Source organism: Arthrobacter sp. AFG20 (assembly GCF_002892795.1).
GTDB lineage: Bacteria > Actinomycetota > Actinomycetes > Actinomycetales > Micrococcaceae > Arthrobacter.
The window spans coordinates 377,219-403,052 of the sequence record NZ_PJMC01000001.1; the positions used below are offsets into that span (position 1 = coordinate 377,219).

Annotated in this window: 25 protein-coding genes; 22 read left to right on the forward strand and 3 right to left on the reverse strand. The window is 66.9% G+C overall.

Translation table 11 applies throughout. The annotated features are described in order from the left end of the window. Positions 1-41: 41 nt before the first annotated feature. From CXZ05_RS01700 to CXZ05_RS01720, 5 genes are all read left to right on the forward strand, one after another. The gene (locus tag CXZ05_RS01700) at positions 42-1,733 is read left to right on the forward strand and encodes a ribonuclease J (RefSeq protein ID WP_102970877.1); all 1,692 of its coding nucleotides are present in this window, start codon (positions 42-44) and stop codon (positions 1,731-1,733) included. A gap of 86 nt (positions 1,734-1,819) precedes the next feature. Further along, entirely contained in the window at positions 1,820-4,708 is a 2,889-nt protein-coding gene (locus CXZ05_RS01705; protein ID WP_102970878.1) for a DNA translocase FtsK, read from the forward strand. Positions 4,709-4,762: 54 nt separating this feature from the next. After that, positions 4,763-5,422, forward strand: a complete 660-nt coding sequence (pgsA, locus tag CXZ05_RS01710; protein ID WP_102970879.1) for a CDP-diacylglycerol--glycerol-3-phosphate 3-phosphatidyltransferase — start codon at positions 4,763-4,765, stop codon at positions 5,420-5,422. Continuing rightward, positions 5,419-5,904 carry a CinA family protein gene (locus CXZ05_RS01715; RefSeq protein ID WP_102970880.1) on the forward strand — a complete coding sequence of 162 codons (486 nt, stop codon included), beginning with the start codon at positions 5,419-5,421 and terminating at the stop codon, positions 5,902-5,904. The genes pgsA and CXZ05_RS01715 overlap by 4 nt, the downstream gene beginning before the upstream one ends. Positions 5,905-6,094: 190 nt before the next feature. Next, on the forward strand, positions 6,095-6,547 hold the full coding sequence (locus tag CXZ05_RS01720) for a helix-turn-helix domain-containing protein (RefSeq protein ID WP_102970881.1): 453 nt from the start codon (positions 6,095-6,097) through the stop codon (positions 6,545-6,547). Positions 6,548-6,638: 91 nt separating this feature from the next. Here the strand turns inward: CXZ05_RS01720 and CXZ05_RS01725 are convergent, their stop codons facing one another. Then, a complete protein-coding gene (locus tag CXZ05_RS01725) occupies positions 6,639-7,145 on the reverse strand; it encodes a MarR family winged helix-turn-helix transcriptional regulator (protein WP_102970882.1) in 507 nt (168 codons plus the stop codon). 42 nt (positions 7,146-7,187) lie between these two features. On the opposite strand from CXZ05_RS01725, the gene CXZ05_RS01730 reads away from it, so the two are divergent. The 7 genes from CXZ05_RS01730 to dapF all read left to right on the forward strand — a co-directional run bounded on the left by CXZ05_RS01730 (position 7,188) and on the right by dapF (position 13,759). Continuing rightward, a complete protein-coding gene (locus CXZ05_RS01730) occupies positions 7,188-7,427 on the forward strand; it encodes a DUF3046 domain-containing protein (RefSeq protein ID WP_102970883.1) in 240 nt (79 codons plus the stop codon). 208 nt (positions 7,428-7,635) lie between these two features. Continuing rightward, positions 7,636-8,688 carry a recombinase RecA gene (gene recA, locus CXZ05_RS01735; RefSeq protein WP_102970884.1) on the forward strand — a complete coding sequence of 351 codons (1,053 nt, stop codon included), beginning with the start codon at positions 7,636-7,638 and terminating at the stop codon, positions 8,686-8,688. A gap of 100 nt (positions 8,689-8,788) precedes the next feature. Beyond that, entirely contained in the window at positions 8,789-9,304 is a 516-nt protein-coding gene (locus CXZ05_RS01740) for a regulatory protein RecX (RefSeq protein ID WP_180987225.1), read from the forward strand. Between the two features lie 55 nt (positions 9,305-9,359). Further along, positions 9,360-10,910: a tRNA (N6-isopentenyl adenosine(37)-C2)-methylthiotransferase MiaB gene (miaB, locus tag CXZ05_RS01745; RefSeq protein WP_102970886.1), complete on the forward strand. Its 1,551-nt coding sequence runs from the start codon at positions 9,360-9,362 to the stop codon at positions 10,908-10,910. Between the two features lie 4 nt (positions 10,911-10,914). Further along, on the forward strand, positions 10,915-11,814 hold the full coding sequence (gene miaA, locus CXZ05_RS01750; RefSeq protein WP_102970887.1) for a tRNA (adenosine(37)-N6)-dimethylallyltransferase MiaA: 900 nt from the start codon (positions 10,915-10,917) through the stop codon (positions 11,812-11,814). A 35-nt stretch (positions 11,815-11,849) separates the two neighbouring features. Further along, complete coding sequence (locus CXZ05_RS01755) at positions 11,850-12,821, forward strand: DMT family transporter (protein ID WP_102970888.1); 972 nt, start codon at positions 11,850-11,852, stop codon at positions 12,819-12,821. Next, the gene (gene dapF / locus CXZ05_RS01760; protein WP_102970889.1) at positions 12,818-13,759 is read left to right on the forward strand and encodes a diaminopimelate epimerase; all 942 of its coding nucleotides are present in this window, start codon (positions 12,818-12,820) and stop codon (positions 13,757-13,759) included. Before CXZ05_RS01755 ends, dapF begins: the two co-directional genes overlap by 4 nt. Here the strand turns inward: dapF and CXZ05_RS01765 are convergent. Continuing rightward, entirely contained in the window at positions 13,740-14,354 is a 615-nt protein-coding gene (locus CXZ05_RS01765) for a class I SAM-dependent methyltransferase (RefSeq protein ID WP_102970890.1), read from the reverse strand. The genes dapF and CXZ05_RS01765 overlap by 20 nt on opposite strands. Positions 14,355-14,735: 381 nt before the next feature. On the opposite strand from CXZ05_RS01765, the gene hflX reads away from it, so the two are divergent. Continuing rightward, positions 14,736-16,313: a GTPase HflX gene (hflX, locus tag CXZ05_RS01770; RefSeq protein WP_102970891.1), complete on the forward strand. Its 1,578-nt coding sequence runs from the start codon at positions 14,736-14,738 to the stop codon at positions 16,311-16,313. Continuing rightward, positions 16,306-18,387 (forward strand): ATP-dependent DNA helicase, encoded by a 2,082-nt coding sequence (locus CXZ05_RS01775; RefSeq protein WP_102970892.1) that lies wholly within the window; start codon positions 16,306-16,308, stop codon positions 18,385-18,387. Before hflX ends, CXZ05_RS01775 begins: the two co-directional genes overlap by 8 nt. 44 nt (positions 18,388-18,431) lie before the next feature. On the opposite strand, the gene lexA is transcribed toward CXZ05_RS01775, so the two are convergent. Beyond that, on the reverse strand, positions 18,432-19,178 hold the full coding sequence (gene lexA, locus CXZ05_RS01780; RefSeq protein WP_102970893.1) for a transcriptional repressor LexA: 747 nt from the start codon (positions 19,176-19,178) through the stop codon (positions 18,432-18,434). Between the two features lie 308 nt (positions 19,179-19,486). Here lexA and CXZ05_RS01785 point away from each other — a divergent pair, with 308 nt between their 5' ends. The 8 genes from CXZ05_RS01785 to CXZ05_RS01815 all read left to right on the forward strand — a co-directional run bounded on the left by CXZ05_RS01785 (position 19,487) and on the right by CXZ05_RS01815 (position 25,779). Then, entirely contained in the window at positions 19,487-19,903 is a 417-nt protein-coding gene (locus CXZ05_RS01785) for a LysM peptidoglycan-binding domain-containing protein (protein WP_258006396.1), read from the forward strand. A gap of 77 nt (positions 19,904-19,980) precedes the next feature. After that, positions 19,981-21,099, forward strand: a complete 1,119-nt coding sequence (locus CXZ05_RS01790; RefSeq protein WP_102970894.1) for a histidinol-phosphate transaminase — start codon at positions 19,981-19,983, stop codon at positions 21,097-21,099. A gap of 59 nt (positions 21,100-21,158) precedes the next feature. Next, on the forward strand, positions 21,159-21,785 hold the full coding sequence (gene hisB, locus CXZ05_RS01795) for an imidazoleglycerol-phosphate dehydratase HisB (protein ID WP_003798736.1): 627 nt from the start codon (positions 21,159-21,161) through the stop codon (positions 21,783-21,785). Continuing rightward, on the forward strand, positions 21,782-22,519 hold the full coding sequence (gene hisH / locus CXZ05_RS01800; protein ID WP_102970895.1) for an imidazole glycerol phosphate synthase subunit HisH: 738 nt from the start codon (positions 21,782-21,784) through the stop codon (positions 22,517-22,519). Before hisB ends, hisH begins: the two co-directional genes overlap by 4 nt. Then, a complete protein-coding gene (locus CXZ05_RS22940) occupies positions 22,520-22,678 on the forward strand; it encodes a hypothetical protein (RefSeq protein WP_180987215.1) in 159 nt (52 codons plus the stop codon). It begins immediately after the preceding gene. 75 nt (positions 22,679-22,753) lie between these two features. Further along, positions 22,754-23,500: a bifunctional 1-(5-phosphoribosyl)-5-((5-phosphoribosylamino)methylideneamino)imidazole-4-carboxamide isomerase/phosphoribosylanthranilate isomerase PriA gene (gene priA / locus CXZ05_RS01805; protein ID WP_102970896.1), complete on the forward strand. Its 747-nt coding sequence runs from the start codon at positions 22,754-22,756 to the stop codon at positions 23,498-23,500. A 9-nt stretch (positions 23,501-23,509) separates the two neighbouring features. After that, entirely contained in the window at positions 23,510-24,421 is a 912-nt protein-coding gene (locus CXZ05_RS01810; protein WP_258006397.1) for an SseB family protein, read from the forward strand. A 59-nt stretch (positions 24,422-24,480) separates the two neighbouring features. Continuing rightward, complete coding sequence (locus CXZ05_RS01815; RefSeq protein ID WP_102970957.1) at positions 24,481-25,779, forward strand: MFS transporter; 1,299 nt, start codon at positions 24,481-24,483, stop codon at positions 25,777-25,779. The last annotated feature ends 55 nt before the right edge of the window (positions 25,780-25,834 follow it).

The window sequence follows — 25,834 nt, forward strand, 5'->3', positions numbered from 1 at the left end:
GGACTGAGACCGGCACTCTTCCGTCTGGAAAGAAGTGCATTATGACCCAAGTAGCCCTCCCCGGCCTCGTTACGCCTCCCAGCCTTCCCCAAGGCACCCTGCGGATTGTTCCGCTGGGCGGGCTCGGCGAAATCGGCCGCAACATGGCTGTGTTCGAAATCGACGGCAAGCTGCTGGTCGTCGACTGCGGTGTCCTCTTCCCCGAGGAAACCCAGCCCGGCGTTGACCTGATCCTGCCCGATTTCTCCTACATCGAGGACCGGATCGACGACATCGTGGCTGTGGTCCTCACCCACGGCCACGAGGACCACATCGGAGCCGTTCCGTACCTGCTGCGGCTCCGCAACGACATTCCGCTGGTGGGATCGCAGCTGACCCTGGCGCTCATTGAAGCCAAGCTCCAGGAGCACCGGATCAGGCCCTACACGCTGTCGGTCACCGAGGGGCAGGTGGAGCAGTTCGGCCCCTTCCAGTGCGAGTTTGTTGCGGTCAACCACTCCATCCCGGACGCCCTGGCGGTCTTCATCCGCACAGCCGGCGGCACGGTGCTGCACACGGGCGACTTCAAGATGGACCAGCTGCCGCTTGACGGCCGCATCACCGATCTCCGGCACTTCGCCAAGCTGGGCGAAGAAGGCGTGGACCTGTTCATGTCCGACTCCACCAACGCCGACGTCCCGGGATTCACCACCGCGGAGAAGGAGATCGGCCCCACTCTGGACCGGCTCTTTGGCCAGGCCACCAAGCGCATCATCGTCGCGTCGTTCTCCTCGCACGTCCACAGGGTGCAGCAGGTCCTGGACGCCGCGGCCAAGCATGGCCGCAACGTCGCCTTCGTGGGGCGTTCCATGGTGCGGAACATGGCCATCGCCGCCAAACTTGGCTACCTGCATGTGCCGGACGGCATCGTGGTGGATCTGAAGAACATCGACACGCTGCCCGACAACCGGGTGGTGCTGATGTCCACCGGTTCCCAGGGCGAGCCCATGGCCGCGCTTTCACGCATGGCCAACGGCGACCACCGCGTGGTGGTAGGCCAGGGCGACACCGTCATCCTTGCGTCCAGCCTCATTCCCGGCAACGAGAACGCTGTCTTCCGCATCATCAACGGCCTGCTGAAGCTCGGCGCCGACGTGATCCACAAGGGCAACGCCAAGGTCCATGTGTCCGGCCATGCCGCGGCAGGGGAGCTGCTCTACTGCTACAACATCCTCGAGCCGCTCAATGCCATGCCGGTTCACGGCGAGACGCGCCACCTGATCGCGAACGGCAAGATCGCGGAGGAGTCGGGTGTTCCTGCGGCCAGCATCCTGCTTGCAGACAACGGCACCGTAATTGACCTGCGGGACCACCAGGCCGACATTGTTGGCCAGGTCGAGGTCGGCTTCGTGTACGTGGACGGCTCCAGCGTCGGCGAAATCACCGACGCCGACCTCAAGGACCGCCGCGTCCTGGGCGATGAAGGCTTCATCTCCATCATCACGGTCATCAACAGGGCCACCGGCAAGGTTGTCTCCGGGCCCGAGATCCACGCCCGCGGCGTCGCCGAGGACGACTCGGTCTTCGACGACATCATTCCCAAGATCAACGCCGCACTGGAGGATGCCGTGCTCAGCAACGCCGACCACACCAACCACCAGCTGCAGCAGATCATCCGCCGGGTCGTCGGCACCTGGGTCAACCGCAAGCTGCGCCGGCGCCCCATGATCATCCCGGTGGTCCTGGAGGCGTAACCGCCGGTGCCCGGGGGGCTGAACACAGCCCCCGGAAGGCCCGGAAATCCGCGGTTCCGCGGCCGCAGTGGAGTACCGTGGCAGATATGGCCACACGTACTTCCCCCGCGCCAAAACGTACCCCCAGCAGTAAAACGGGCGCATCCGCAGGCCGCAGCGGCTCTTCGGCGGCCAAATCCGGCCGTGCCGGATCGTCCGCCGGCAGCGCCCGCACGCGCCAGCTTCCCGCCGTCGAACACCGGCAGCCCTGGCTGCTACGTGTGGCCGGCGGGGCCTGGCTGGGCATCGGCCACCTGGTGGGCGGGGGAGTGCGCCGGATCGGCCAGGACGTCAGCGACCTGGCACCCGAAGACCGCCGTGACGGGGCCGCCCTGTTCAACCTGGCCCTGGCGGTCTTCATCGCCACCTTCGCCTGGTGGGGTTTCCGTGGCTGGTTCCCGGACGCCGTCTACGCTGTGGTCAACGGCACCTTTGGCTGGATGTCGCTGGTCCTGCCGCTCATGCTCTTCGTGTGCGCCTGCAGGCTGTTCCGGCAGCCTGTAGACGGCCGCGGAAACAACCGCGTGGGCATCGGCTTCCTCATCATGACGTTCGCTGGGTGCGGCATCGCGCACATCGTGGGCGGCCAGCCGACCGTCAGCGAGGGCTTCGACGGGCTGCGGCAGGCCGGCGGCATGCTGGGCTTCCTGGCTGCCTCGCCGCTGGCCGCCATCCACCCTGCGGTCCCCGTGGTCCTGTACGGGCTGCTGGCCTTCGTGTCTGTCCTCATCGTCACGGCCACGCCGTTCGGCGCCATACCGCGGCGGCTGCGCGGCGCCTATGAGCACCTGATGGGCATCGACCTGCAGGAGAACGACGGTGACGCCCACGACCGCAGCTACCTGTACGAGAACAGCCCGCCCGCCCCCAAGAGGAAGCGCAAACGGCTCTTTGGCAAGGACGAAGAAGCCGACCCCCGGCTGGAAGGCTACGTCGGAGACGAAGCCTTTGAGCATGCCGTGGTCGACGACGACGAGCCGTCACGGGAGGCCGGCAAGGGGCGCCCCGCCGTGGCCCCCGGAGTCCGGCGGCCCACCCAGGCGGAGATCGCCGTCGAGAAGATCAAGGCAGCCCAGGGACTCGGCGCCAAGGGCGCCGACGCCGAGAACGCCACCGAAGCCATTCCGCTCGTGATCCCGGGCATGGCCGGTTCGGCTAATCCACACGGCGCGACTCCCGCTGCTGCCGTGCAGGTGCCGTCCAAGCCAGTGGCGCCCGCGCCGCCGCCCACTCCGATTCCGCAGCGCACCGAGCAGCTGTCCCTCGCAGGCGATGTCACCTACACGCTGCCCTCGTCCGACGTGCTCACGCCCGGCTCCATTCCCAAGGAACGCACGGAAGCCAACGACGCCGTCGTAGCCGCCCTGACCGACACGCTCCAGCAGTTCAACGTGGATGCCACTGTGACCGGTTTCAGCCGCGGTCCTACGGTGACCAGGTACGAGATCGAACTGGCGCCGGGCACCAAAGTGGAGCGGGTCACCGCGCTGTCCAAAAACATCTCCTACGCCGTCGCGTCGAGCGACGTCCGCATCCTCAGCCCCATTCCCGGCAAGTCGGCCATCGGCATCGAGATCCCCAACACGGACCGCGAGACCGTGTCGCTGGGTGACGTCCTGCGCAGCCAGAACGCCCGCCGTACGGACCACCCCATGGTCATGGGCGTTGGCAAGGACGTCGAGGGCGGCTACGTCGTGGCCAACCTGGCGAAGATGCCCCACCTGCTGGTGGCCGGTGCCACCGGTGCCGGTAAGTCCTCGTTCGTGAACTCGATGATCACGTCCCTGCTGATGCGGGCCACGCCCGACGAGGTCCGCATGGTCATGGTGGACCCCAAGCGCGTGGAGCTCACCGCCTACGAAGGCGTGCCGCACCTCATCACGCCCATCATCACCAACCCCAAAAAGGCGGCCGAGGCACTGCAGTGGGTGGTCCGTGAAATGGACGCCCGCTATGACGACCTCGCCAACTACGGCTTCAAGCACGTCGACGACTTCAACAAGGCAGTGCGCGCCGGCAAGGTCCACCCGCCGGTGGATTCCAAGCGCGTCATCCGGCCCTACCCGTACCTGCTGGTGATCGTCGATGAGCTCGCCGACCTGATGATGGTGGCACCCCGGGACGTGGAAGATTCCATCGTCCGCATCACGCAGCTGGCCCGCGCCGCCGGTATCCACCTGGTGCTCGCCACGCAGCGCCCGTCCGTTGACGTGGTCACCGGCCTGATCAAGGCCAACGTGCCCTCCCGCATGGCCTTCGCCACCTCATCCGTGACGGACTCCCGCGTGGTGCTCGACCAGCCCGGGGCGGAGAAGCTGATCGGACAGGGTGATGCGCTGTTCCTTCCCATGGGTGCCTCCAAGGCAATGCGTGTGCAGGGCGCCTGGGTGACCGAATCCGAGATCCACAAGGTTGTGGAACACGTGAAGGGCCAGCTCCAGGCCGTCTACCGTGACGACGTCGCGCCCGAGGCCCAGAAGAAGCAGATCGACGACGACATCGGGGACGACCTCGAAGTGCTGCTGCAGGCCACGGAGCTGGTTGTTACCACCCAGTTCGGCTCGACGTCCATGCTGCAGCGTAAGCTCCGCGTCGGGTTCGCCAAGGCAGGCCGCCTCATGGACCTGCTCGAATCACGCGGCGTGGTTGGCCCGTCGGAAGGCTCCAAGGCGCGCGATGTGCTCGTCAAGCCGGACGACCTCGCCGCGGTGCTGGCCGCGATGAAGGGCCAGGAGGCTCCCGCCGCGGCCGATTCTCAGACCGCCGCGCTCAGTGACAACGCCAACGCCAACATCGCACAGGGCGGCTACGCGGAGGACCTCGTTGCCGCCGACCTGGACAACCGCACCCAGAGTGTCGAGTATTACGACGGCGCAGACAGTTCCGGTGACGACGAGGACGGTTCCGAGGACGCCTGGTCCCTCACGGGCAGGTAGTCCTCATGACGATCGGCAAGAAAGCGGCAGCGCCGAAGACGGTAGCCTAGAAGGGTGACTAGCACCGAAGCGACCGCGGCCGGCTCCAACAGCTCCGGGATCTGGAATCTTCCCAACATCCTCACGATGCTCCGCATTGTGCTGGTGCCGTTCTTCGTGTGGTTCCTCGTCGCCGATGCCCCGGGCCTGCGAAGCGAGTCCGGCGGGTGGCGCTGGGCAGCCGTGGCGGCGTTCGCCGTCGCGATCTACACGGACAAGCTCGACGGCGACATCGCCCGCAGCAGGGGACTGGTCACCGACTTCGGCAAGATAGCCGATCCGATCGCGGACAAGCTGCTGACCGGATCCGCGCTGGTCATGCTGTCCCTCCTGAATGAGCTGCCCTGGTGGATGACGATCGTGATCCTGGTCCGCGAGTGGGGCATCACAGCGCTGCGGTTCTTCGTAATCCGGTACGGTGTCATCCCGGCGTCACGCGGCGGCAAGCTTAAAACGGTCGTCCAGACCGTGGCGATCTTCCTCTACCTCCTTCCGCTGGCATCCATCGCCCCGTGGCTGGTTTGGGTGGCCTTCGCGGTAATGCTGGCAGCCGCGCTGATCACCGTCTGGACCGGCGTCGAATACGTCGTTCAGGCACTGAAAGTCAGGTCGGAGGGGCTGCGGCGGCGGGCTGCGGACCTCGGCCAGCAGGAGAACGAGGAGGGCCAGCCGTGACGAATCTGCACCGGATCGCCGGGGAAGCCGTGGCTACGGCCGTTGGGCGCGGCGTCACCGTGGCCACCGCGGAATCACTCACCGCAGGAATGGTCGCCGCCGTACTGGCCGACACCCCGGGGGCATCCGCCATGCTGCAGGGCGGCGTGGTCTCCTACAGCAACACCGTGAAGCGGGACGTCCTTGGCGTTCCGCAGGACCTGCTGGACGCCGTCGGATCGGTCGATGAAGCAGTGGCTGCCGCCATGGCCGAAGGCGCCCGGCGGGTCTGCGGCGCCGACCTCGCCGTCTCCACCACGGGCGTGGCCGGCCCCGACGCGCACGACGGCAAAGCGGTAGGAACGGTGTTCGTGGGCCTCGCCACCGCGGACGGTGTGCAAACCTTTCCTTACCGCTTCCAGGGCACCCGGGCAGAAATCCGCGGCCTGGCCTGTGGCGCTGCTTTGGAGCGGCTTCTGGAGGCACTGGCTGCGTTAAGCTGAGTTTCCGGCTACGCTGGCCTGGCCCATCGACTGCGCTAAGCTACCCGGAGTAAGGTTGCCGGGAACAAAAAGCGAGTCCGAATAGTTGTCACATTGTGTCGCCTCTCCTTCAGGGAGGCGCCTAGGATGAAGAGAACATATGCGGTTTACGTCACGTGAACCGGAACCATGAGGGAGCAAGGCGATACAGATGGTAAAGCAGCCCGTGTCCGTAAACGGCGTTGTCCGCTGGAAGGACGTGGGCCTCGCCGATCAGGCCAAGAGCGAACAGAAGGAGCGCAAGATGGTTGTACTTCGTCACGAAATCGGTGATGTACTGCGCGATGTCCGCCAGCGTCAAGGGCGTACCCTCCGCGAAGTCTCGCACAGCGCCCGGGTGTCCCTGGGTTACCTGAGTGAAGTGGAACGCGGCCAGAAGGAAGCTTCCTCGGAACTCCTGTCCTCGATCTGTTCGGCTTTGGATGTTCCGCTTTCGAGCATGCTCCGTGAGGTCAGCGACCGCGTGGCTGTCGCCGAAGGCGTTGCCGTGCCTGACACCGTCCCGCAGGAATTCTCCCAGCGTTACGGCCGTGACCTTGAGCGCGACCTGAACAGCGAGCTTAACAACGAGCTCGCCACGGAAATGCTCTCCGGAGCCCGCTAACAGAATCCGGTAACCCGGCCCAGATAACTGCAGCGAAGGCCTCCGGCAATCTGCCGGAGGCCTTCGTCGTGCCCTGAAATCGACTCTTAATCTAGGCGTCGTCCCGCGGGAATCCGTCACGTTCGTACGTGGCGTTAAGCTTGGCCATGTAGGCGGCCAGTGCCTCGAGGTCCTCCACCGGCCATTCGCCCAGGCGCTCCCGGAAAACCTTCCGGCGGGCATCCTGCACCTGGTGCATCTTCTCTTCGCCCTCGGCTGTGAGCCGGATCGTTTGCGCCCTGCCATCCAGCGGGTCGGCTTCCTTGAGCACCAGGTTGATGCTTTCAAGGAATGCGATTTGCCTGCTGACGGACGGCTTGCCGACGCCGATGCTGGATGCAAGGTCGGTGAGGCGGATGGGGCCGCTCTTGCGGATCACGCTGAGCAGTCCGTAGGCGGCCGGCTCCATGTCCGGGTGAACCTCGCGCGAAAGTTGCTGGGAAATGGACCGGGCCCGTCGCCAGAAAAGACTGATCTGGTGCTCCACGTTGGTCAGTGCCGTATCAAGCGTGTCCTCGAAGGCGGCGGCGGCTTCGGGGGCTTCAGCGGGGTTGCTCATGATAACCATTCTAGAGTCAGGGTCCGTGAGAGACTGTATCGAGTGAGGATTAGTGATTTCTGGCGGCTGATGGACGACGAATTCGGGGCCGGCTACTCGCGTGTGCTGGGCGGCTCCCTCGTCCTTGCCGGGGTCGGCGGCCGCACAGCTAACCAGGCCCTCGCCGCGGGCATCAGTCCGCGCGACATCTGGCTGGCGGTGTGCGACGTGCAGGACGTCCCTGAGGAGCGCCGCCTCGGCCGCGACATCAAGCCGCGCCAGAACGGAGCAGACCTGCTCTGAGCAAATACCGACGCGACTGGGGAACCTGCTGACACGCCGACCGATTGTTCGAATATCTGTTCGGGTGCGACTATGCTTTTTGGCAGCGGGTTATCCACATACGCACGCCTGCCCGGTAAGAATGTCAGCGGGTGGCGATAGCGTCGGTGATGACAGACAAAGGGCCGCAGAGGCCCTCCCAAGCGAGAAAGCATTAGAGGTGTGAACCATGGCCGCAGCCCCGGATCGCCAGAAGGCGCTCGACGCAGCGCTTGCCCAGATTGACAAGCAGTTCGGCAAAGGCTCGGTCATGCGCCTCGGCGACGAAGTTCGTGCGCCCATCGAGGTCATTCCGACCGGCTCCATAGCCCTGGACGTCGCCTTGGGAATTGGCGGCCTGCCTCGCGGCCGCATCGTGGAAATCTACGGACCGGAATCCTCCGGTAAGACCACGGTTGCCCTGCACGCCGTCGCCAGTGCTCAGCGCCAAGGCGGCATTGCCGCCTTTATTGACGCCGAACATGCCCTGGATCCGGAATACGCAGCCAAGCTGGGCGTCGACACCGACGCGCTGCTCGTGTCCCAGCCAGACACCGGCGAGCAGGCCCTCGAAATCATGGACATGCTCATCGGTTCCGGCTCGCTGGACATCGTGGTCATCGACTCCGTGGCTGCCCTGGTGCCGCGCGCGGAAATCGAAGGCGACATGGGCGACAGCCACGTCGGCCTGCAGGCACGCCTCATGAGCCAAGCCCTGCGAAAGATCACCGGCCGGCTGAGCCAGACCAAGACCACGGCCATCTTCATCAACCAGCTGCGCGAAAAGATCGGCGTGTTCTTCGGCTCACCGGAAACCACCACCGGTGGTAAGGCGCTGAAGTTCTACGCGTCCGTGCGTATCGACGTCCGCCGCATCCAGACCCTGAAGGAAGGTGCCGATTCCGTCGGTAACCGGACCAAGGCCAAGATCGTCAAGAACAAGATGGCCCCGCCCTTCAAGATCGCCGAATTCGACATCATCTACGGTCAGGGCATCTCCCGCGAGGGCGGCATCATCGACATGGGCGTGGAGCACGGCATCATCAAGAAGTCCGGGTCCTGGTTTACGTACGACGGCGACCAGCTCGGCCAGGGCATGGAGAACTCGCGCCGCTTCCTGCGCGACAACCCTGAACTTGCCACGGAACTGGAACGGCTCATCAAGGAAAAGCTCGGCGTGGGAACCAAGCCCGCGGCGGATGCCGAAGCTGCACCGAAGCTGAAGGCCGTTGACGGCTTCTAGCAAGCGCCGGTCCTCTTCGGCCTTCGCCAAGGCCGGAGGGGGCCGCAAGGCAGAGCCCAGCCCGGAACCCGATAAGGACCGGGACGCAGATCCGGCATCGGTGGCGCGCGCCATCGTACTGCGCCAGCTGACCGCATCGCCCAAGAGCCGGCAGCAGCTTGAACGCAAGCTGGCCGAGCGAAACGTGCCGGAGGACGTCGCCGCGGCCGTGCTCGACCGCTTCGAAGAGGTCCGGCTCGTGGACGACGCCGAATTCGCGGACATGTGGGTGCGGAGCAGGTCGCAGTCGCGCAGGCTGGCCAAGGGAGCCTTGCGCCGGGAGCTCGCGGACAAGGGCATTGACCCTGATACGGCGGCCTCGGCCCTTGAGCAGCTCAGCGACGAGGAGGAGGAAGCCGCCGCGCGCCACTTGGTGGAACGCAAGCTTCGGCCGGGGACGGACCTGACTGACCGGGCGGAACGCGACAAGACCACACGGCGGCTCGCGTCCATGCTTGCCCGCAAGGGATACCAGCCCTCGCAGGCTTTCCGGATCGTGGGGGAGGTCCTAGACGCTGCAGCCGTCGGCGCCGCGTCTGACGAGGACACTTACGAGGCTGCCGCGTCCTGGGAATGATCGAACGCCGGGAGTGAACGCAGCCGGTACTCCTGGCAGCCGGTACCCTTATTGGGTGAGTCTGACCCATCCTTCCCCCGCACCCGTCACCGAAAACGCAGCAACCGGCGACGCCGCTGTGCCCCGCACGTATCAGGTGCGTACCTTCGGCTGCCAGATGAACGTTCACGACTCCGAGCGCATGGCAGGCATGCTGGAAGCTGCCGGTTATGTACCGGCGGACGGTGCCCAGGCCGACGTCGTCGTCTTCAATACCTGCGCCGTGCGGGAAAACGCCGACAACAAGCTTTACGGCAACCTCGGCCAGCTGGCGCCGATCAAGGCAGCGAACCCTGGGATGCAGATCGCCGTCGGTGGCTGCCTCGCCCAGAAGGACCGCGAAACCATTCTGAAGAAGGCGCCCTGGGTCGATGCCGTCTTCGGCACGCACAATGTCGGCGCGCTGCCGGCTCTCCTGGACCGGGCGCGCCACAACAACGAGGCGCAGCTGGAAATCCTCGAGTCGTTGGACGTCTTCCCGTCCACCCTGCCCACCAAACGCGACTCTGTCTATTCGGGCTGGGTGTCCATTTCGGTTGGCTGCAACAACACCTGCACCTTCTGCATCGTCCCTGCCCTGCGGGGCAAGGAAAAGGACCGCCGGCCGGGGGAGATCCTTGCCGAGGTCCAGGCGCTGGTGGACGACGGCGCCATCGAAGTGACGCTCCTCGGCCAGAACGTGAACTCGTACGGGGTAGAGTTCGGCGACCGCCAGGCCTTCTCCAAGCTGCTGCGCGCCTGCGGCGAGATTCCGGGCCTGGAACGGGTGCGTTTCACGAGCCCCCACCCGGCGGCGTTCACCGATGACGTCATCGACGCAATGGCCGAGACGCCCAACGTCATGCCGCAGCTGCACATGCCTCTCCAGTCGGGATCGGACAAAGTCCTGCGCGACATGAAGCGTTCCTACCGGTCGGCGAAGTTCCTGGGGATCCTGGACAAGGTCCGCGCCAGGATGCCGCATGCGGCGATCTCCACGGACATCATCGTCGGTTTCCCGGGGGAGACGGAGGAAGATTTCCAGGCGACCCTTGACGTCGTCGAAAAGGCACGCTTTGCCACGGCCTTCACCTTCCAGTACTCCAAGCGGCCCGGCACGCCTGCCGCGGACCTGCCGGACCAACTGCCCAAGGCGGTGGTGCAGGAGCGCTTTGAACGGCTCACCGCGCTCCAGGACCGCATCGCCGCGGAAGAGAACGCCAAGCAGCTGGGACGCCGCGTCGAGGTCATGGTCACTGCCCAGTCCGGCCGCAAGTCCGAGGAAACGCACCGCCTCTCAGGCCGTTCGCAGGACCAGCGCCTCGTCCACTTCACGGTCCCCGCGGGTGCTCCTGCACCGCGTCCCGGAGACCTCGTGACCGTCACCATTACGGAAGCAGCTGCCTTCCACCTGGTCGCCGATCCGGCCACCGCGGCCGACTACTCCCTGCGCCGGTCCCGCGCCGGCGATGCCTGGGACAGGGCGCAGGCCGATTCCTGCGGCGTGCCGGCACCTGGTGCGGCGGGGGGCGCGGGCAGGACCGGCGTGTCGCTTGGCATGCCCGCACTCCCGGTGCGGAGCCGCTGACCCGGTGGCGGGCCACCCCCCCGTTATAGCGGTTGTCGGCCCCACAGGTTCGGGCAAGTCCGACCTCGCCGTCGATCTTGCCCTGGCCCTGGACGGCGAGGTGATCAACGCCGACGCTATGCAGTTCTACCGGGGCATGGACATCGGCACCGCCAAGGTCACCGAGGCTGAGCAACGGGGCGTCCGGCACCACCTGCTGGACATCCTGGACGTGACGCAGGAAGCGTCCGTGTCCGACTTCCAGCAGCAGGCAAGGGACGCCGTCGCCGACATCCACCGCCGCGGCAAGCGGGCCATCCTGGCCGGCGGGTCGGGCCTGTATGTTCGCGCCGCCCTCGATGTGCTCGACTTCCCGGGAACCGATCCCGAAATCCGCACCCGGCTGGAACAGGAGAACGCCGCGGACGGGGCTGCGGTGCTGCTGGACCGCCTCCGGACGGTAGATCCCATCTCCGCCGGGCGCCTCGGCGACGCCCGCCGCATCATCCGCGCGCTGGAGGTGTTCGAACTGACGGGACGCCCGTTCAGCTCCTTCATGCCAACCCGCGAATACCATCAGCCGGCCATCCAGATCGGACTGGAGGTTGACCGTGAGCAGCTGCGGGAGCGTCTCGCCGTCCGCGTGCACCGGATGGTGGAGCGGGGGCTGCTGGCGGAAGTTGAACGGCTGGACGCCCAGGGCCTTCGCCGCGGCAGGACCGCACCCCGCGCACTGGGCTACGCACAGTTCCTCAGGGTGCTCGACGGCGAAGCGGATGCAACGCAGGCAGCGGAAGAAACCATAGTGGCCACCAGGCAGTTCGCCCGCCGGCAGCTGACCTGGTTCCGGGCCGACCCCCGCATCAGCTGGCTGGACTGGCAGGACCCTGATCTCGCCGCCAAGGCAGCCGGGCTCTGCCGCTGAGCCAGGCGCACCAACGCACTCGGAGAAAGATCCCAATGACCCTCGCAGTTGCCACCACGCCAAAGCGCACCTCGCGGCGGACCCTCACCATTGCGATCACCTCGCTGCTGGGGGCGACGCTGTTCTGGGCCGGCAACTACATCGTCGGGGCCGGCGCGGTCGAGAGCATCGACCCCGTCAGTCTGGTCCTGCTGCGCTGGTCGCTCGCCCTGGTTCCCCTGCTGGCCATCGCACAGATCGCGGAGCGCCCGCAATGGCGGCAGGTGCTGGCCGCCTGGCCATGGCTGATCGCCCTCAGCGTGTTCGGACTGCTGGGCTACAACCTGCTTTTGTACACGGCTCTCGAGCACACGGATGCGTTCAGCGCTTCCCTCATCAATGCATTCAACCCGGCACTCATAACGCTGGCCGCTGCCGCATTCCTGCGCGAACGCCTGACTCGCCGGGCAGTTGGCGGTGTCCTGATCGCACTTACCGGCGTGCTCCTCGTCCTCAGCGACGGCGACCTGGGCAAGCTGCTGCATGCCGGATTCGGGACCGGTGAGCTCTTCATGCTCGGGGCCATTGCGGCGTGGTCCGCTTACACGATCACCGGGCGGCTGGCACCGCCGCTGCCCCCGATAACCGCCACGGCCATCCAGGCCGCGATCACCATCGTTGTGCTCACACCGTTCAGCCTCGCTGCCGGCGGTCCAGCCCTGCCATCCACGCAGGGTGCGGTTGCTTCACTGGCCTTCATTGCGCTGTTCCCATCGGTGCTGTCCTACCTGCTCTGGAACCGCGCGCTGGCGGTCATCCCTGCCGGCAATGCCGGAGTGTTCCTCAACCTCATCACCGTCTTTACAGCCCTGTTCACAATCCTCGCCGGACATCCTTACACCTTTGCCCAGATAGCAGGCGGTGTGATTGTCGTCGCCGGCATCCTCCTGACCAGCACCCGCGGCCGGCGAGGCAGCTCCACGCCGTTTTTCTGGCGCCGCCGGCGGGCGGGTAACCTTGAATCATGAATGAAACCCTTGCAGAATCAGTCCGGCCCGCCGCCACCACATTGAGCGGACTGCGGTTCTCCAAGGGCCATGGAACAGGCAACGACTTCGTCCTGGTCGCTGACCCCGAGGGCGTGCACTCCATCTCCGCTGAGCAGGTCGCCCAGCTGTGCGACCGCCACCGCGGCATCGGCGGTGACGGGCTCATCCGCGCCGTCCCGTCCCGTCTCCTTGACGAGGGCCGGCAGATTCTTTCCGAAAACCCCGACGCCGAGTGGTTCATGGATTACCGCAACGGTGACGGTTCCCTGTCGGAGATGTGCGGCAACGGCGTGCGCGTGTTCGTCCACTTCCTCCTGGCCGAGGGCCTGGCTGAGCTGCCTGCCGGCGGCTCACTGACCATCGGCACCCGCGGCGGCGTCAAGACCATTGTCCGCACAGGTGACGGCTACGCCGTCGACATGGGCCCCTGGGAGTTCATCTTCCCGGAAGCAGCTGCCCGCGCCATGGATTCGCTGGTCAGCGCAGACGGACTCGAAGTGCCCCGGCCGGCGCTGTCCGTCAGCATGGGCAACCCCCACACGGTCGTAGCCCTGGCCGAGCTGTCCGAGCTCCGGGACACCCGGCTCTTTACCGCCCCGCACGTCGACCCGGCTCCCGCCAATGGCACGAACGTCGAGTTCGTTGTTCCGGCCGAGCCGCTGGTGCACGACGGCGTGGGCACGGTGACCATGCGGGTCCACGAACGGGGCGTCGGGGAAACGCAGTCCTGCGGCACCGGCGCATGCGCCGCGGCGGTGGCCATCCGTCACTGGGCCGGACAGGGCGCCCCGGACGCCTGGCAGGTGAAGGTCCCGGGCGGCGTCGTGGGCGTGAAATTCTTCACCGTCGCCGGCGGGCGCGAGCACGTTGAGCTAAGCGGCCCGGCAACGATCGTTGCTACCGGGACGCTTTCCTGACCCGCAGGATCCTGAAGGATTTGGACGTGCTTTCCCGCGTCACCGTGAAAGAGTCATCCAGAACCTCCGCCAGCCAGCGCTGAAGCGTATCCGAGCCCAGGTTCTTCTGCACCACCAGCCAGGCGGAACCCCCCGGTGCCAGCCTCGGCAGCCAGAGCAGCAGGAGTGAGTGCAGCTCATCCTTGCCGATCCGGATCGGCGGATTGGACCAGATGGTGTCGAAACGGATTTCCGGATCCACGTTCTCCGGCGTGCTGGCCGTGACATTGTTCAGGCCAAGCAGTTCGGCGTTCCCGTTGGTGAGCGCGATGCATCGTTCATTGACGTCTACCGCGTAGACCTGCGCGTGCGGTGCCCGCAGCGCCATGGTCAGGGCGATGGGTCCCCATCCGCAGCCGACGTCGAGCAGGTTACCCTGTGGCGCAGGCGCGGGAACCTCGGCCAGCAGGACGGCCGTCCCCTTGTCGATGCCGTCCGGACTGAAGATGCCGGACGAGGTCTGCAGCTTCCGACTTTCACCGGCCAGTTCCACTGTGAGGGGCTTGCGGGTAAACGGCCCCGCGGGTGAGGCACTGAAATAGTGGGCAGACTCCATAACTGGCCAGATTAGTGGGCTGCCCGCCCGATGGGAAACCGGCTAATGGGAAAGCCGGCTGGCCGGTCTGGTATCCTTGAAGGCATGTTCCTGATTTTTGAGTAGCCGGTACTTCTTTTTGCCCGCGGCCTTTTAGCCGCCGGCACCGGCCCATGGCTCCCCTCCAGTGCGACGCAGGTATTGCCCTTTGCAGGCACAGACCTTCCGCAGGAGCGCAGCCCGAACAGCACTCAATCAGACCGCTTCCCGCCGGCCATGCCTGACGTCTGCCGGCATTTCAGGAGACCCTCCATGACCCCTCGCAGTCAGCCCAGCGCGAATACCGCTGCCAAGGGCGGCAATCAGCACTATTCTGAAGATGCAGAACCTTCAAAGGAGACCATGACCAATCAGCAAAATCCCGGATCCGAGCCAGCAGCCCAGGACATGAGTCCTGAGGAAATCCAGGCTGTTATCGACCGGATCCTCGCTAAAGACGTCCCGGCCAGGAACGCCACACCTGCCAACGGCAGCCGCGCCGACAGCCAGGGCGTTTTGGGCAAGGCGCAGGCCATTTCGCAGCTCGCCGAAGAGCACAGCACGTTCGACGGCGACCAGCAAGACCTCGAGGAACGCCGGGCACTGCGACGCACGGCCGGGCTGTCCACCGAACTCGAGGACGTCACCGAAGTCGAATACCGGCAGTTGCGCCTGGAACGAGTCGTTCTCGCCGGTCTCTGGACCGAAGGCACGCTTGCCGACGCCGAGAATTCCCTGCGTGAACTCGCCGCGCTGGCGGAAACAGCGGGCTCGGAAGTCCTCGACGGACTGGTCCAGCGGCGCGCCAAGCCGGACCCCGGCACTTTCCTCGGTTCCGGCAAGGCGCTGGAACTCAAGGACGTGGTGATGTCCACCGGCGCCGATACCGTCGTGGTGGACGCCGAACTCGCTCCGTCCCAGCGGCGCGGCCTTGAAGACATCGTCAAGGTGAAGGTCATCGACCGCACGGCCCTCATCCTCGACATCTTCGCCCAGCACGCCAAGAGCCGGGAAGGTAAGGCCCAGGTGGAACTGGCGCAGCTCGAGTACCTCCTCCCGCGCCTCCGCGGCTGGGGTGAATCCATGTCCCGCCAGGCCGGTGGCCAGGTGGGCGGCGCCGGCGCCGGCATGGGCTCTCGTGGCCCCGGTGAAACCAAGATCGAACTGGACCGGCGAAGGATCCGCACCCGGATGGCCAAGCTGCGGCGGGAGATCGCCGCGATGAAGCCTGCACGGGAGACCAAACGGGCCAACCGCCGTCGTAATGAAGTCCCGTCCGTGGCCATCGCCGGGTACACCAACGCCGGCAAATCCTCGCTGCTGAATCGCCTCACCGACGCCGGGGTCCTGGTGGAGAACGCCCTGTTCGCCACCCTGGATCCCACCGTCCGCAAGGCCGAGACCGCCGACGGAATGGGGTACACGCTGGCCGACACCGTGGGCTTCGTCCGGTCCCTTCCCACCCAGTTGGTGGAGGCCTTCCGTTCCACCCTTGAGGAAGTGGCGGATGCAGACCTGATCCTGCACGTCGTGGACGTGTCGCACCCGGACCCGGAGGGCCAGATCGCCGCCGTACGCTCGGTGTTCGCCGAGGTGGACGCCCGCAAGGTGCCCGAGATCATCGTCCTGAACAAGGCCGACGCCGCCGACCCGTTTGTCGTGGAGCGGCTGAAGCAGCGCGAACCGCGGCACGTGGTGGTTTCGGCACGTACGGGGGAGGGCATTGCCGAGCTGCTCAGGGCCATCAGCGAGGCCATCCCGCGGCCTAACGTCAAGATGCAGCTTCTCGTGCCGTACCACCGCGGGGATCTCATCAGCAAGCTGCACGACTCCGACGCGGAGATCCTGAGCCTGGATCACGAAGAGGGCGGCACCCGCGCCGTGGTCATGGTCCGGGAAGGCCTCGCGGCTGAACTGGAATCCTTCAGCATCGATGACTGACGGGGCGGCAGCCGGCGGCGCCGCGGCCACGGCCGGCGGCGCCGCGGCCACGGCCGGCGAGCAGCGTGTACTTGACCTGCTCGACCGTGCCGTGGCTGGCATGGGCGGCCAAAGCCGCAGCGGCCAGCACGAGATGGCCCGGCAGGTGGCGCGCGCAATAGAAACCGGCGACCACCTGCTGGTGCAGGCCGGCACGGGAACCGGCAAGTCACTGGCCTACCTGGTCCCGCTCATCGCGCACTCGCTGGAGAGCAATAAGCCGACCCTCGTCTCCACCGCCACCCTCGCGCTGCAGACCCAGATCGTGGGCCGTGACCTCCCGCGGCTGCTGGAGAGCCTCAAACCGGCACTCGACCGGCCCGTGAAGGTGGCACTCGTCAAGGGCCGCGCGAACTACGCCTGCAGGCACAAGCTGGAGGGCGGCTTTCCCTCCGAGGAACCCTCGGAGGGCCAGCTCTTCTCGCTGGGTGAGGACACCAGCGTCCCGCACTTCGCTGCGGCGATGGGCGGTCCATCGTCGCAGCTCGGCAAGGAGGTGGTCAGGCTCCGGGAATGGGCGGAGCAGACCACCACGGGCGACCGGGACGAGCTCCTTCCCGGCGTCACGGACCGTGCCTGGCGGCAGGTGTCCGTCACGTCCATGGAATGCCTCGGCGCGCAGAAATGCCCCGTCGCCGAAGAGTGCTTCAGCGAACTTGCCCGCCATAACGCCACGGAAGCCGACGTCGTGGTGACCAACCACGCCATGCTGGCCGTCAGCGCCTTCGAAGGCCTGGCGGTGCTGCCGGAGTACGACGTCGTGGTGGTGGACGAGGCACATGAACTCCAGGACCGGGTGACCGGCGCGGTTTCGGGGCAGCTGTCGGTGGCCATGGTCCATGCCGCGGCCTCCGGCGCCCGCAAGCACACCGGCATCACTGTGGACGCGCTTAACACAGCGGCAGCCAACCTTGAGGTGGTTCTCGCCGGCGTTCCCAGCGGCTTGCTGCCCAACGGCCTGAACGACGAGCAGCTGGATTGTGTGGACCAGCTGGGTGAGGCCTGCCGGGCGGCGCTGTCGGACTCCAAGGGGGACAGCAACACAACGGCCGACGGCGGGCGGCAGCTTGCGCGCTCCCGCCTGCTGGTGATTTTGGAGCTTTGCGAACGTTTGATTGCGGCGCGCGAAAACCGAGAGGTGGTCTGGTTCTCCCGGAACAGCACGTTTGATCCCCAGCAGGGATACTCGGCGCCGGACGAGACTGCCCCGGCTCTGGTCAACATCGCCCCGCTGAGCGTCGCAGGCAGGCTCCGGGAAGGCCTGTTCGCGGGCCATACAGTGGTCCTGACGTCGGCCACACTGGCCATCGGCTCTGCCTTCGAACCCGCCGCGGGCGGACTGGGCCTGGTCGGCGACGGTGCGCCGAGCTGGACCGGCGTCGACGTGGGTTCGCCCTTCGACTACCCCCGGCAGGGCATCCTCTACGTGGCAGGGCACCTGCCGAAACCGGGCCGCGGCACTTCGCCTGAGGCCCTGGACGAACTCGAGTCGCTCATCCGTGCCTCCGGCGGGGGAGCCCTCTGCCTGTTCTCCTCACGGCGGGCCGCCGAGGAGGCGGCGGACGCCCTGCGCACGCGGCTGGATGTCAGCATTCTCTGCCAGGGCGAATCCACCATGACCGCACTGGTGAAGCAGTTCGCCGACGAGCCTGATACTTGCCTGTTCGGCACGATGTCACTCTGGCAGGGCGTCGACGTCCCGGGCGGATCATGCCGCCTGGTGGTCATTGACAGGATCCCCTTCCCGCGCCCGGACGACCCCCTGATGACCGCGCGGTCCCGGGCCGTTGCCCAGGCCGGCGGCAACGGTTTCATGGCAGTATCAGCCACGCACGCGGCCGTCAGGCTGGCCCAGGGGGCAGGACGGCTCATTCGGTCCACGAATGACAAGGGCGTGGTGGCGGTGCTGGACTCCCGGCTGTCGACGGAACGCTATGGCGGGTTCCTGCGGGCCGCCCTGCCGCCGTTCTGGCCGACGACCGACAAGAAGACCGCCGTCGCAGCACTCGAACGGCTCGCTGGCGCACAGGCGTAGAGAAGCCCCGGGCTACAACAGCCCGGGGCCGAAGGTTGCAGCGGCTACAGCGAGCGGAGTACGGAAACCACCTTGCCCATGACAACGGCGTGGTCGCCGAGAATGGGTTCGTACTGGGTGTTCTGCGGAAGCAGCCACGTGTGGCCGTCCCGCTGCCGGAAGGTCTTGACCGTGGCTTCGTCGTCGAGCAGCGCCGCGACGATGTCGCCGTTGACCGCGTCGCTCTGCCGCCGGACCACCACCCAGTCTCCGTCGCAGATGGCTGCATCAACCATGGAGTCGCCTGCGACCCTGAGCATGAACAGCTCGCCGTGGCCCACCAGCTGGCGGGGCAGCGGCATCAGCTCCTCCACCACCTGGTCCGCGAGGATGGGGCCGCCGGCCGCGATCCGGCCGACCAGCGGCACCATTGCGGTGTCCATCGCGCTGGGCAGTTCGGTGACTGAAGCGCCTGCCGCGCTCAGTGCCGGGGCCTTGTCCGCACCGCCGGTTTTCGCCGTCCCCGCATCCAGGGTGAGCGGCATCAGGACCTCCATGGCGCGCGGACGCTTGGGGTCGCGCCGGAGGTAGCCAAGCTTTTCCAGCTGCGAGAGCTGATGGGTCACGCTGGACAGGCTGGCCAGGCCGACGGTGTCACCGATTTCCCGCATCGACGGCGGGTAGCCGTTGTCGTTGACCGAGCGCTGGATGGTTTCCAGGATCTTTTTCTGGCGGACCGTGAGTCCCTTGGGGGTCCGCTGAGACCGCGGGCTGCGCTGGGGAGCCTTGCCGTCAGAGGCCTGTGCTGCCATGTTCGCCAACGCCTTTCCGTTCCTCCCGGCCGCGGTAGCTGCAGTGGCCGGGAACTTCCGGCCTGAAAATGTCAGACCCTGCTGATCAACTGCAGATGTGGTTGTTCTGTGATTTCCAACGTAGGCCAGCCATAGGGCTTTTTCAAACATTTGTTCTAGCGAGTCTCGACTTAATTCGTCGATAGGTGCTAAAACTAGGAAAAGCAAAGTTCGAACATGTGTTCTAGTGAGGGCCGCTCGGCAGTCCGGTGTTCGAACTGTTTGTTCGAACACCAGGCAGTACAACTTGGTCCAGGAGGGCTCACGCCATGTCAGCTTCAACAGCAGTGTCGGCTTCAACGGCAATCCCGTCTGCAGATTCCCAGCGCGGCGCGGCGTCTCAGTCCCGTGCAGCGTCCCGGCCAGGCAAGCCGCCGCGCCTTCGCCTCACCCGACGAGGCCGCATTGTCCTGATCGGCCTGCCGCTTGTCCTGCTGGCAGCCGTTATCCTGTCCCTGACCGGGCTCCTGAACTCTCCGGCCAAGGCCGCAGACAATGCCAGTGGCCTGACGGTCACTCCCACCGTTTCGGTCACGGTGCAGCCCGGCGAATCACTGTGGGCCATCGCCGGGCAGGTCGACCCGGACCGCGATCCCCGGGACGTGATTGCGGACATTGTCCAGCTCAACGACCTTCAGGCCGGGAAGGTCATGCCCGGCCAGCAGCTGTTTGTGCCCAACAAGTAGGGGCGATGGAGCGCGTTCCCCGTGGCCGGAACCGTCACAGTTTCCGGCCAGCCCTCCGCACTACTTAAACTGTCCTAGTGACTGACCAGCTTGAGCGACTGAACCGACTGCCCCTGCGGACCAACCTGAGGGGGCTGTCCCCCTACGGCGCCCCGCAGCTTGACGTTCCGATCCTGCTCAACGTCAACGAGAACACGCATGGCGTGCCCGCCGACGTGCGGGCGGCCATCACCGCGGCGGTAACCGAGGCTGCGGCCGGGCTCAACCGGTACCCTGACCGCGAATTCACCGAACTCCGGGAAGCCCTGGCCGAATACCTCGGCCACGGGCTCGGCGCGGACAACCTCTGGGCAGCCAACGGCTCCAACGAGGTCCTCCAGCAGATCCTCCAGGCCTTCGGCGGCCCCGGCCGTTCGCTCCTGAGCTTCCCGCCGACCTACTCCATGTACCCGCTGCTCGCCAGCGGCACGGACACCGCCTACATTGCCGGCAAACGTGCCGACGACTACGGCCTCAGCGCCGAGTCCGCCGCAAGCCAGGTGCGCGCACTCGAGCCCAGCATCGTCTTCCTGTGCTCACCCAACAACCCCACCGGCACCGGCCTGGGCCTGGATGTGGTGGAAGCCGTTTATGAGGCGGGCGAGGCCAGCCAGGCAGTCGTCGTCGTGGACGAGGCCTACCACGAGTTTGCGCACGACGGCACGCCCAGCGCCCTCACCCTGCTGCCGGGCCGGGAGCGGCTCATCGTCTCCCGGACCATGAGCAAGGCGTTTGCCCTTGCCGGCGCCCGCGTCGGCTACATGGCGGCCGCCCCGGAAGTGACTGACGCCCTCCGGCTGGTGCGCCTGCCCTACCACCTGTCGGCCGTCACGCAGGCAACCGCCCTCGCGGCGCTGCAGCACCGCGAGGCGCTCATGGCCGATGTCCAGGACATCAAGCGGCAGCGTGACCGGATTGTCTCGGAACTGACGCGGATGGGGCTGCGGCCCGCGGCGTCCGACTCCAACTACGTCTTCTTCGGCGGGCTGGAGAAGCCCCATGAGGTCTGGCAGGGACTGTTGGATGCAGGGGTGCTCGTCCGCGACGTCGGCATCGCCGGCCACCTGCGGGTGACGGCCGGTACTGAGACGGAAACCACAGCCTTCCTGGAAGCGCTGGAAACCATCCTGGCCCGGCAGGCCGCACTTCCGGCCTAAACTTGGATATGGACCGGGTCAGGTCCGCCCCCATCCTTCGTCAAAGGACATCTATCACCATGAGCGACACCGGAATCAAGGCTGCCGAGGCACGGACTGCACGCATGGAGCGCGCCACCAGCGAATCCTCCGTGCTGGTGGAGATCAACCTCGACGGCACCGGAGTGTCGGACATCAGCACGTCGGTCCCGTTCTACGACCACATGCTGACGGCGCTGTGCAAGCACTCACTCATCGACATGACCGTCAAGGCCACCGGCGACACCCACATTGACGTCCACCACACCGTCGAGGACGTAGCCATCACGTTCGGCGAGGTCCTGCGCACCGCGCTGGGCAACAAGGCGGGCATCCGCCGCTTCGGCGAGGCCACCGTGCCCCTGGACGAGGCCCTCGCGCACGCCGTCGTTGACGTGTCCGGCCGGCCCTACCTGGTGCACGGCGGCGAGCCCGCCGGGCAGGAGTACCACCTGATCGGCGGCCACTTCACCGGTTCGCTGACGCGGCACGTGTTCGAGGCCATCACGTTGCACGCCGGCATCTGCCTGCACATGAACGTCATCGCCGGCCGCGACCCGCACCACATCGTGGAAGCCCAGTTCAAGGCCTTCGCGCGGGCCCTCCGCGCAGCCGTCGAGCCGGATCCCCGCGTCGAAGGCATTCCGTCCACCAAGGGAGCACTGTGACCGGCAAAGAACTGCGCGAGGGCGCAATCATCGATCCGTCGGCCACGCTGAAGCTGGCTTCCCCGGAGGGCAAGCCCACCGTCACCGTCCTGGACTACGGTTCCGGCAACGTCCGTTCGGCCGTGCGTGCCCTGGAACGTGCCGGTGCCGAGGTCATCCTGAGTTCCAAGCCCGAGGACGTGCTGAACGCCGACGGGCTGGTCGTTCCCGGCGTCGGCGCCTTCGAAACGGTCATGCGCGAACTCAAGGCCGTTGATGGAATCCGGATGATCGGCCGCCGCGTTGCCGGCGGACGTCCGGTCCTCGGCATCTGCGTCGGCCTGCAGGTGCTCTTCGAGGCCGGCGTCGAGCACGGAACCGAAGCCGAAGGCATGGGGGAGTGGCCCGGCAAGGTGGAGCTCCTCCCGGCCGAGGTGGTGCCGCACATGGGGTGGAACACCGTCAAGGTCCCGGAAGGCTCCAGGCTTTTCGAAGGCGTCGAGGGCGAGCGGTTCTACTTTGTGCACTCCTACGGCGTCCAAAACTGGGACTTCGACGTGATCCAGCCCCGGATGGCGCCGCCCCTCGTCACGTGGTCCGAGCACGGTGGCCCCTTCATCGCCGCCGTGGAGAACGGCCCCCTCTGCGCCACCCAGTTCCACCCGGAAAAGTCCGGTGACGCCGGCGCGCGTCTCCTGAAAAACTGGGTCGACGGGCTCCGCGGGCCGCGTTCCCGGCAGGCGGCGGACGCCTAGATGTGGTCAATCCTCCTGATGGGACTGGCCGGTCTCCTGGTGGGTGGCGGCCTGTCCTTCAGGCAGCAGCGCAAGCCGCTCTGGATCCAGATCGGTTTCTATGTGCTGGCGGCCATGTCGCTGCTGGCCGCCTACCTGCTGACCCTTCCCGGCACATAACCAACTAACCCGCCGTGTGCGGCGCAGAAGTCGCCGCCCACGGGAACCAGCGCCTACAAGAACTGAGGACCCCTGATGACCAGCCAAAACGAGCTGCCGGTACTTGAACTGCTACCCGCCGTCGACGTCGTGAACGGCCAGGCCGTCCGCCTGGTCCAGGGCGAGGCCGGCAGCGAAACAAGCTACGGAACGCCGTTGGAGGCGGCGCTCAACTGGCAGCAGCAGGGCGCAGAATGGGTCCACCTGGTGGATCTGGACGCTGCCTTCGGACGCGGCTCAAACGCGGACCTGCTGCGCGAAGTGGTGGGCCGGCTGGACATCAAGGTTGAGCTCTCCGGCGGGCTCCGCGACGATGAATCCCTGGAAAAGGCGCTGGACCTGGGCGTCGCCCGGGTGAACCTCGGCACCGCCGCCCTGGAGAACCCGGACTGGACCGCGCGGGCCATCGACCGATTCGGTGACCGGATCGCCGTCGGCCTGGACGTCCGGGGAACCACCTTGGCCGGACGCGGCTGGACCAAGGAAGGCGGGGACCTGTGGGACGTTTTGGGCCGCCTCGAGGAGGCCGGCTGCGCCCGCTACGTCGTCACTGACGTGACCAAGGACGGGACGCTGCAGGGGCCGAACGTAGAACTTCTGCGGCAGATGGTGGAGAAGACCGGCAAGCCCGTGGTGGCCTCCGGTGGCATTTCCAGCCTTGATGACCTAAAGGTCCTGCGCTCCTTGGTGCCGCTCGGCGTCGAAGGCGCCATCGTTGGCAAGGCCCTGTACGCCGGCGCCTTCACCCTGCCCGAGGCCCTCGACGTCGCCGGCCGCCGCTAGGACATCGCCGTGACCGAGCACCAGCGCAACTCCGCGGACGGCGGCGGACAGGCAGCGGACCTGCCCCCGGCACGCCGGCTGCCCGGTCACATCGAGGCCGCCCTTGCCGGCGCGGGAGGCGCCGCCGATTCGGCCGGACAGCCCTGGGCCGGGCGGAGCCTCGCCGGTGAAGACGCCAAAATCCACAATTTCGAGGACGACGACGGCACAGCCGACGCCGGCTACCTCACCGCAGTCTCCGCTCTTGTTGCCGGCGACGGCGACGAGGCCGCGGTGGTTGCCTCGCTGGCCAGTGCCCGCGTCTTTGTCCCCGTCGTGGCACAGCTGGCGGAGGAAGCCGAGGGCGCGCACGGCGTGCACGCCGACAAGCAGGCGGACATGGCGCTGGTGACGCTCAAGGCTCCCGACGGCCGCCTTGCCATGCCCGTGTTCACTTCGGCGGAAGCGCTGGCGGCATGGCACCCGGAGGCTCGGCCAGTGGCCGTGTACGCCGCGAGGGCAGCCCTCTCCGCCGTCGCCGAGGGGGCAGAGCTGCTGGTGGTGGACCCCGGTTCCGAAATGACCTTTGTGGTCCGGCGCCCCGGCGTCTGGGCCCTCGCGCAGCAGCAACAGTGGGTGCCGGCCTACCTGGACACCGAGCTGGCTGAGGTGCTGCGCGCAGGAGCCGAAGGCAAGCCCGCCGTCCGCGGACTCGAGGTCCTTCCCGGCGGGGGAGTCGCCACCACCACGGCCTCGGGCGACCGCGTCGGTGGCGGCGGCGTCGGACCGGAACTGCGGGTGGTGCTCTACCTGGAGGACGGACTCGATGCGGCCGCGGTCCAGGCCCTCGTTGCCGGCCTCCAGACCGAGTGGAGCCGGAATGTATTGTTTGGTGAGCGCGTTGATTCGATCGAAGTCAAGCTAAGGCGCGCCGCGCAGTAGCCGCCGGCCCGGTGGGGTCCGTTCCGGTGCTGTCCGGCGGCGGAACTGAGGACCCACCTGTGAATTTCAGCCTGTACCGGGAGCTGCTGGCCGTCCGGCCCATCCGCCGGCTCCTGGCGGTCGGCATGATCGCCCGCATTCCCCACTCGGCGGCGGGCGTCCTGCTGACCCTGCACATCGTCCTTACCCTCGGCGAGGGCTACGCGGCCGCGGGAACGGCAGCCGCCGTGATGACCATCGGCATCGCGGTCGGCGCTCCTTGGCGGGGCCGCCGGGTGGATACGGTGGGCCTGCGGACGGCGTTGATACCATCCGTGATTTCGGAAACCGTCATCTGGTCCATCGTGCCGCACGTCTCCTATCAGTGGCTGCTGCCGCTCGTGTTCGTGGGCGGCCTGCTGACGCTTCCCATCTTCAGTGTGGTTCGGCAGTCCCTGGGAGTCCTGGCGGACGGCGACCAGCGCAGGACCGCCTTCGCGCTGGACGCAGTCAGCACCGAGATGGTGTTTATGATCGGCCCGGCCGCGGGTGCCGTGGTGGCCACGAGCGGGCATTCCGTGCTGGGGCTGACCGCCGTCGGTGTCTCGACATCGCTGGCCGGACTCTTCCTCATGTCGTTCAACCCGCCCACCCGCAGTACTGTTCGCAGCGAATCCTGTGAGGCGGACGAACAGGTTGCCGCAGAGGTGGCCGTTGTGGCTGCCGCCCCAGCACACCTGCAGGAGGCTGCCGCGGAACTCGGTCCGGCGGCTGCGGGCAGCAGGCGGCGGGCAGTCCTGAGGCGCAGGGTGGCCCACAGCTTCGGCTGGTTCATCCCTGCGGTGGCCGCGGTGTTTGCCGTTGCCGCCGGCGCCGGCATGGTGCTCAGCGGCACTGATGTGGGAATCGTGGCTGCGCTGGAGACAGGCGGCCGCCAGGGCGAGATTGGCGTGGTGTTCCTCTTCTGGTGCGCCGCGTCGGTGGTCGGCGGCCTCGTCTACGGGGCCATGCACCGCCCCGTTTCACCGATCCTCCTGCTGCTGGGCATGGCTGCCCTGACCATTCCCATGGGGTTTGCCACCGACACACTGACCCTCAGCCTGCTGTCGCTGCTGCCGGGGCTCCTCTGTGCACCGGTGCTCTCGGCAGCATCCGAGAAGGTTGCCGAACTGGTTGACGAGGCCAGGCGGGGCGAGGCCATGGGCTGGTACGGGTCCGCGCTGACCGCCGGCGTGGCACTGGGGGCTCCGCTGGCAGGACTTTTCATCGACAGCATTGGCGCGGCGGGAGGCTTCGTGTCGGTCGGGACGGCAGGGGTGCTGCTCTGCGCCGTGGGGCTTGTCCTGCAGCAGCGGCGCCGCCGCGCCGCCTCATCCTGACGGTCTCGGGTTTCATTCGGAAGAGGTTCCCTGCGGAGCGCTTCCGGACGAAGTG

Coding starts and splice junctions, on each gene's coding strand:
- CXZ05_RS01700 (WP_102970877.1), top strand. CDS start 42: ATGACCCAAGTAGCCCTCCCCGGCCTCGTTACGCCTCCCAGCCTTCCC.
- CXZ05_RS01705 (WP_102970878.1), top strand. CDS start 1,820: ATGGCCACACGTACTTCCCCCGCGCCAAAACGTACCCCCAGCAGTAAA.
- CXZ05_RS01720 (WP_102970881.1), top strand. CDS start 6,095: ATGGTAAAGCAGCCCGTGTCCGTAAACGGCGTTGTCCGCTGGAAGGAC.
- CXZ05_RS01725 (WP_102970882.1), bottom strand. CDS start 7,145: ATGAGCAACCCCGCTGAAGCCCCCGAAGCCGCCGCCGCCTTCGAGGAC.
- recA (WP_102970884.1), top strand. CDS start 7,636: ATGGCCGCAGCCCCGGATCGCCAGAAGGCGCTCGACGCAGCGCTTGCC.
- CXZ05_RS01755 (WP_102970888.1), top strand. CDS start 11,850: ATGACCCTCGCAGTTGCCACCACGCCAAAGCGCACCTCGCGGCGGACC.
- dapF (WP_102970889.1), top strand. CDS start 12,818: ATGAATGAAACCCTTGCAGAATCAGTCCGGCCCGCCGCCACCACATTG.
- CXZ05_RS01765 (WP_102970890.1), bottom strand. CDS start 14,354: ATGGAGTCTGCCCACTATTTCAGTGCCTCACCCGCGGGGCCGTTTACC.
- hflX (WP_102970891.1), top strand. CDS start 14,736: ATGACCAATCAGCAAAATCCCGGATCCGAGCCAGCAGCCCAGGACATG.
- CXZ05_RS01775 (WP_102970892.1), top strand. CDS start 16,306: ATGACTGACGGGGCGGCAGCCGGCGGCGCCGCGGCCACGGCCGGCGGC.
- lexA (WP_102970893.1), bottom strand. CDS start 19,178: ATGGCAGCACAGGCCTCTGACGGCAAGGCTCCCCAGCGCAGCCCGCGG.
- CXZ05_RS01785 (WP_258006396.1), top strand. CDS start 19,487: ATGTCAGCTTCAACAGCAGTGTCGGCTTCAACGGCAATCCCGTCTGCA.
- hisB (WP_003798736.1), top strand. CDS start 21,159: ATGAGCGACACCGGAATCAAGGCTGCCGAGGCACGGACTGCACGCATG.
- CXZ05_RS22940 (WP_180987215.1), top strand. CDS start 22,520: ATGTGGTCAATCCTCCTGATGGGACTGGCCGGTCTCCTGGTGGGTGGC.
- priA (WP_102970896.1), top strand. CDS start 22,754: ATGACCAGCCAAAACGAGCTGCCGGTACTTGAACTGCTACCCGCCGTC.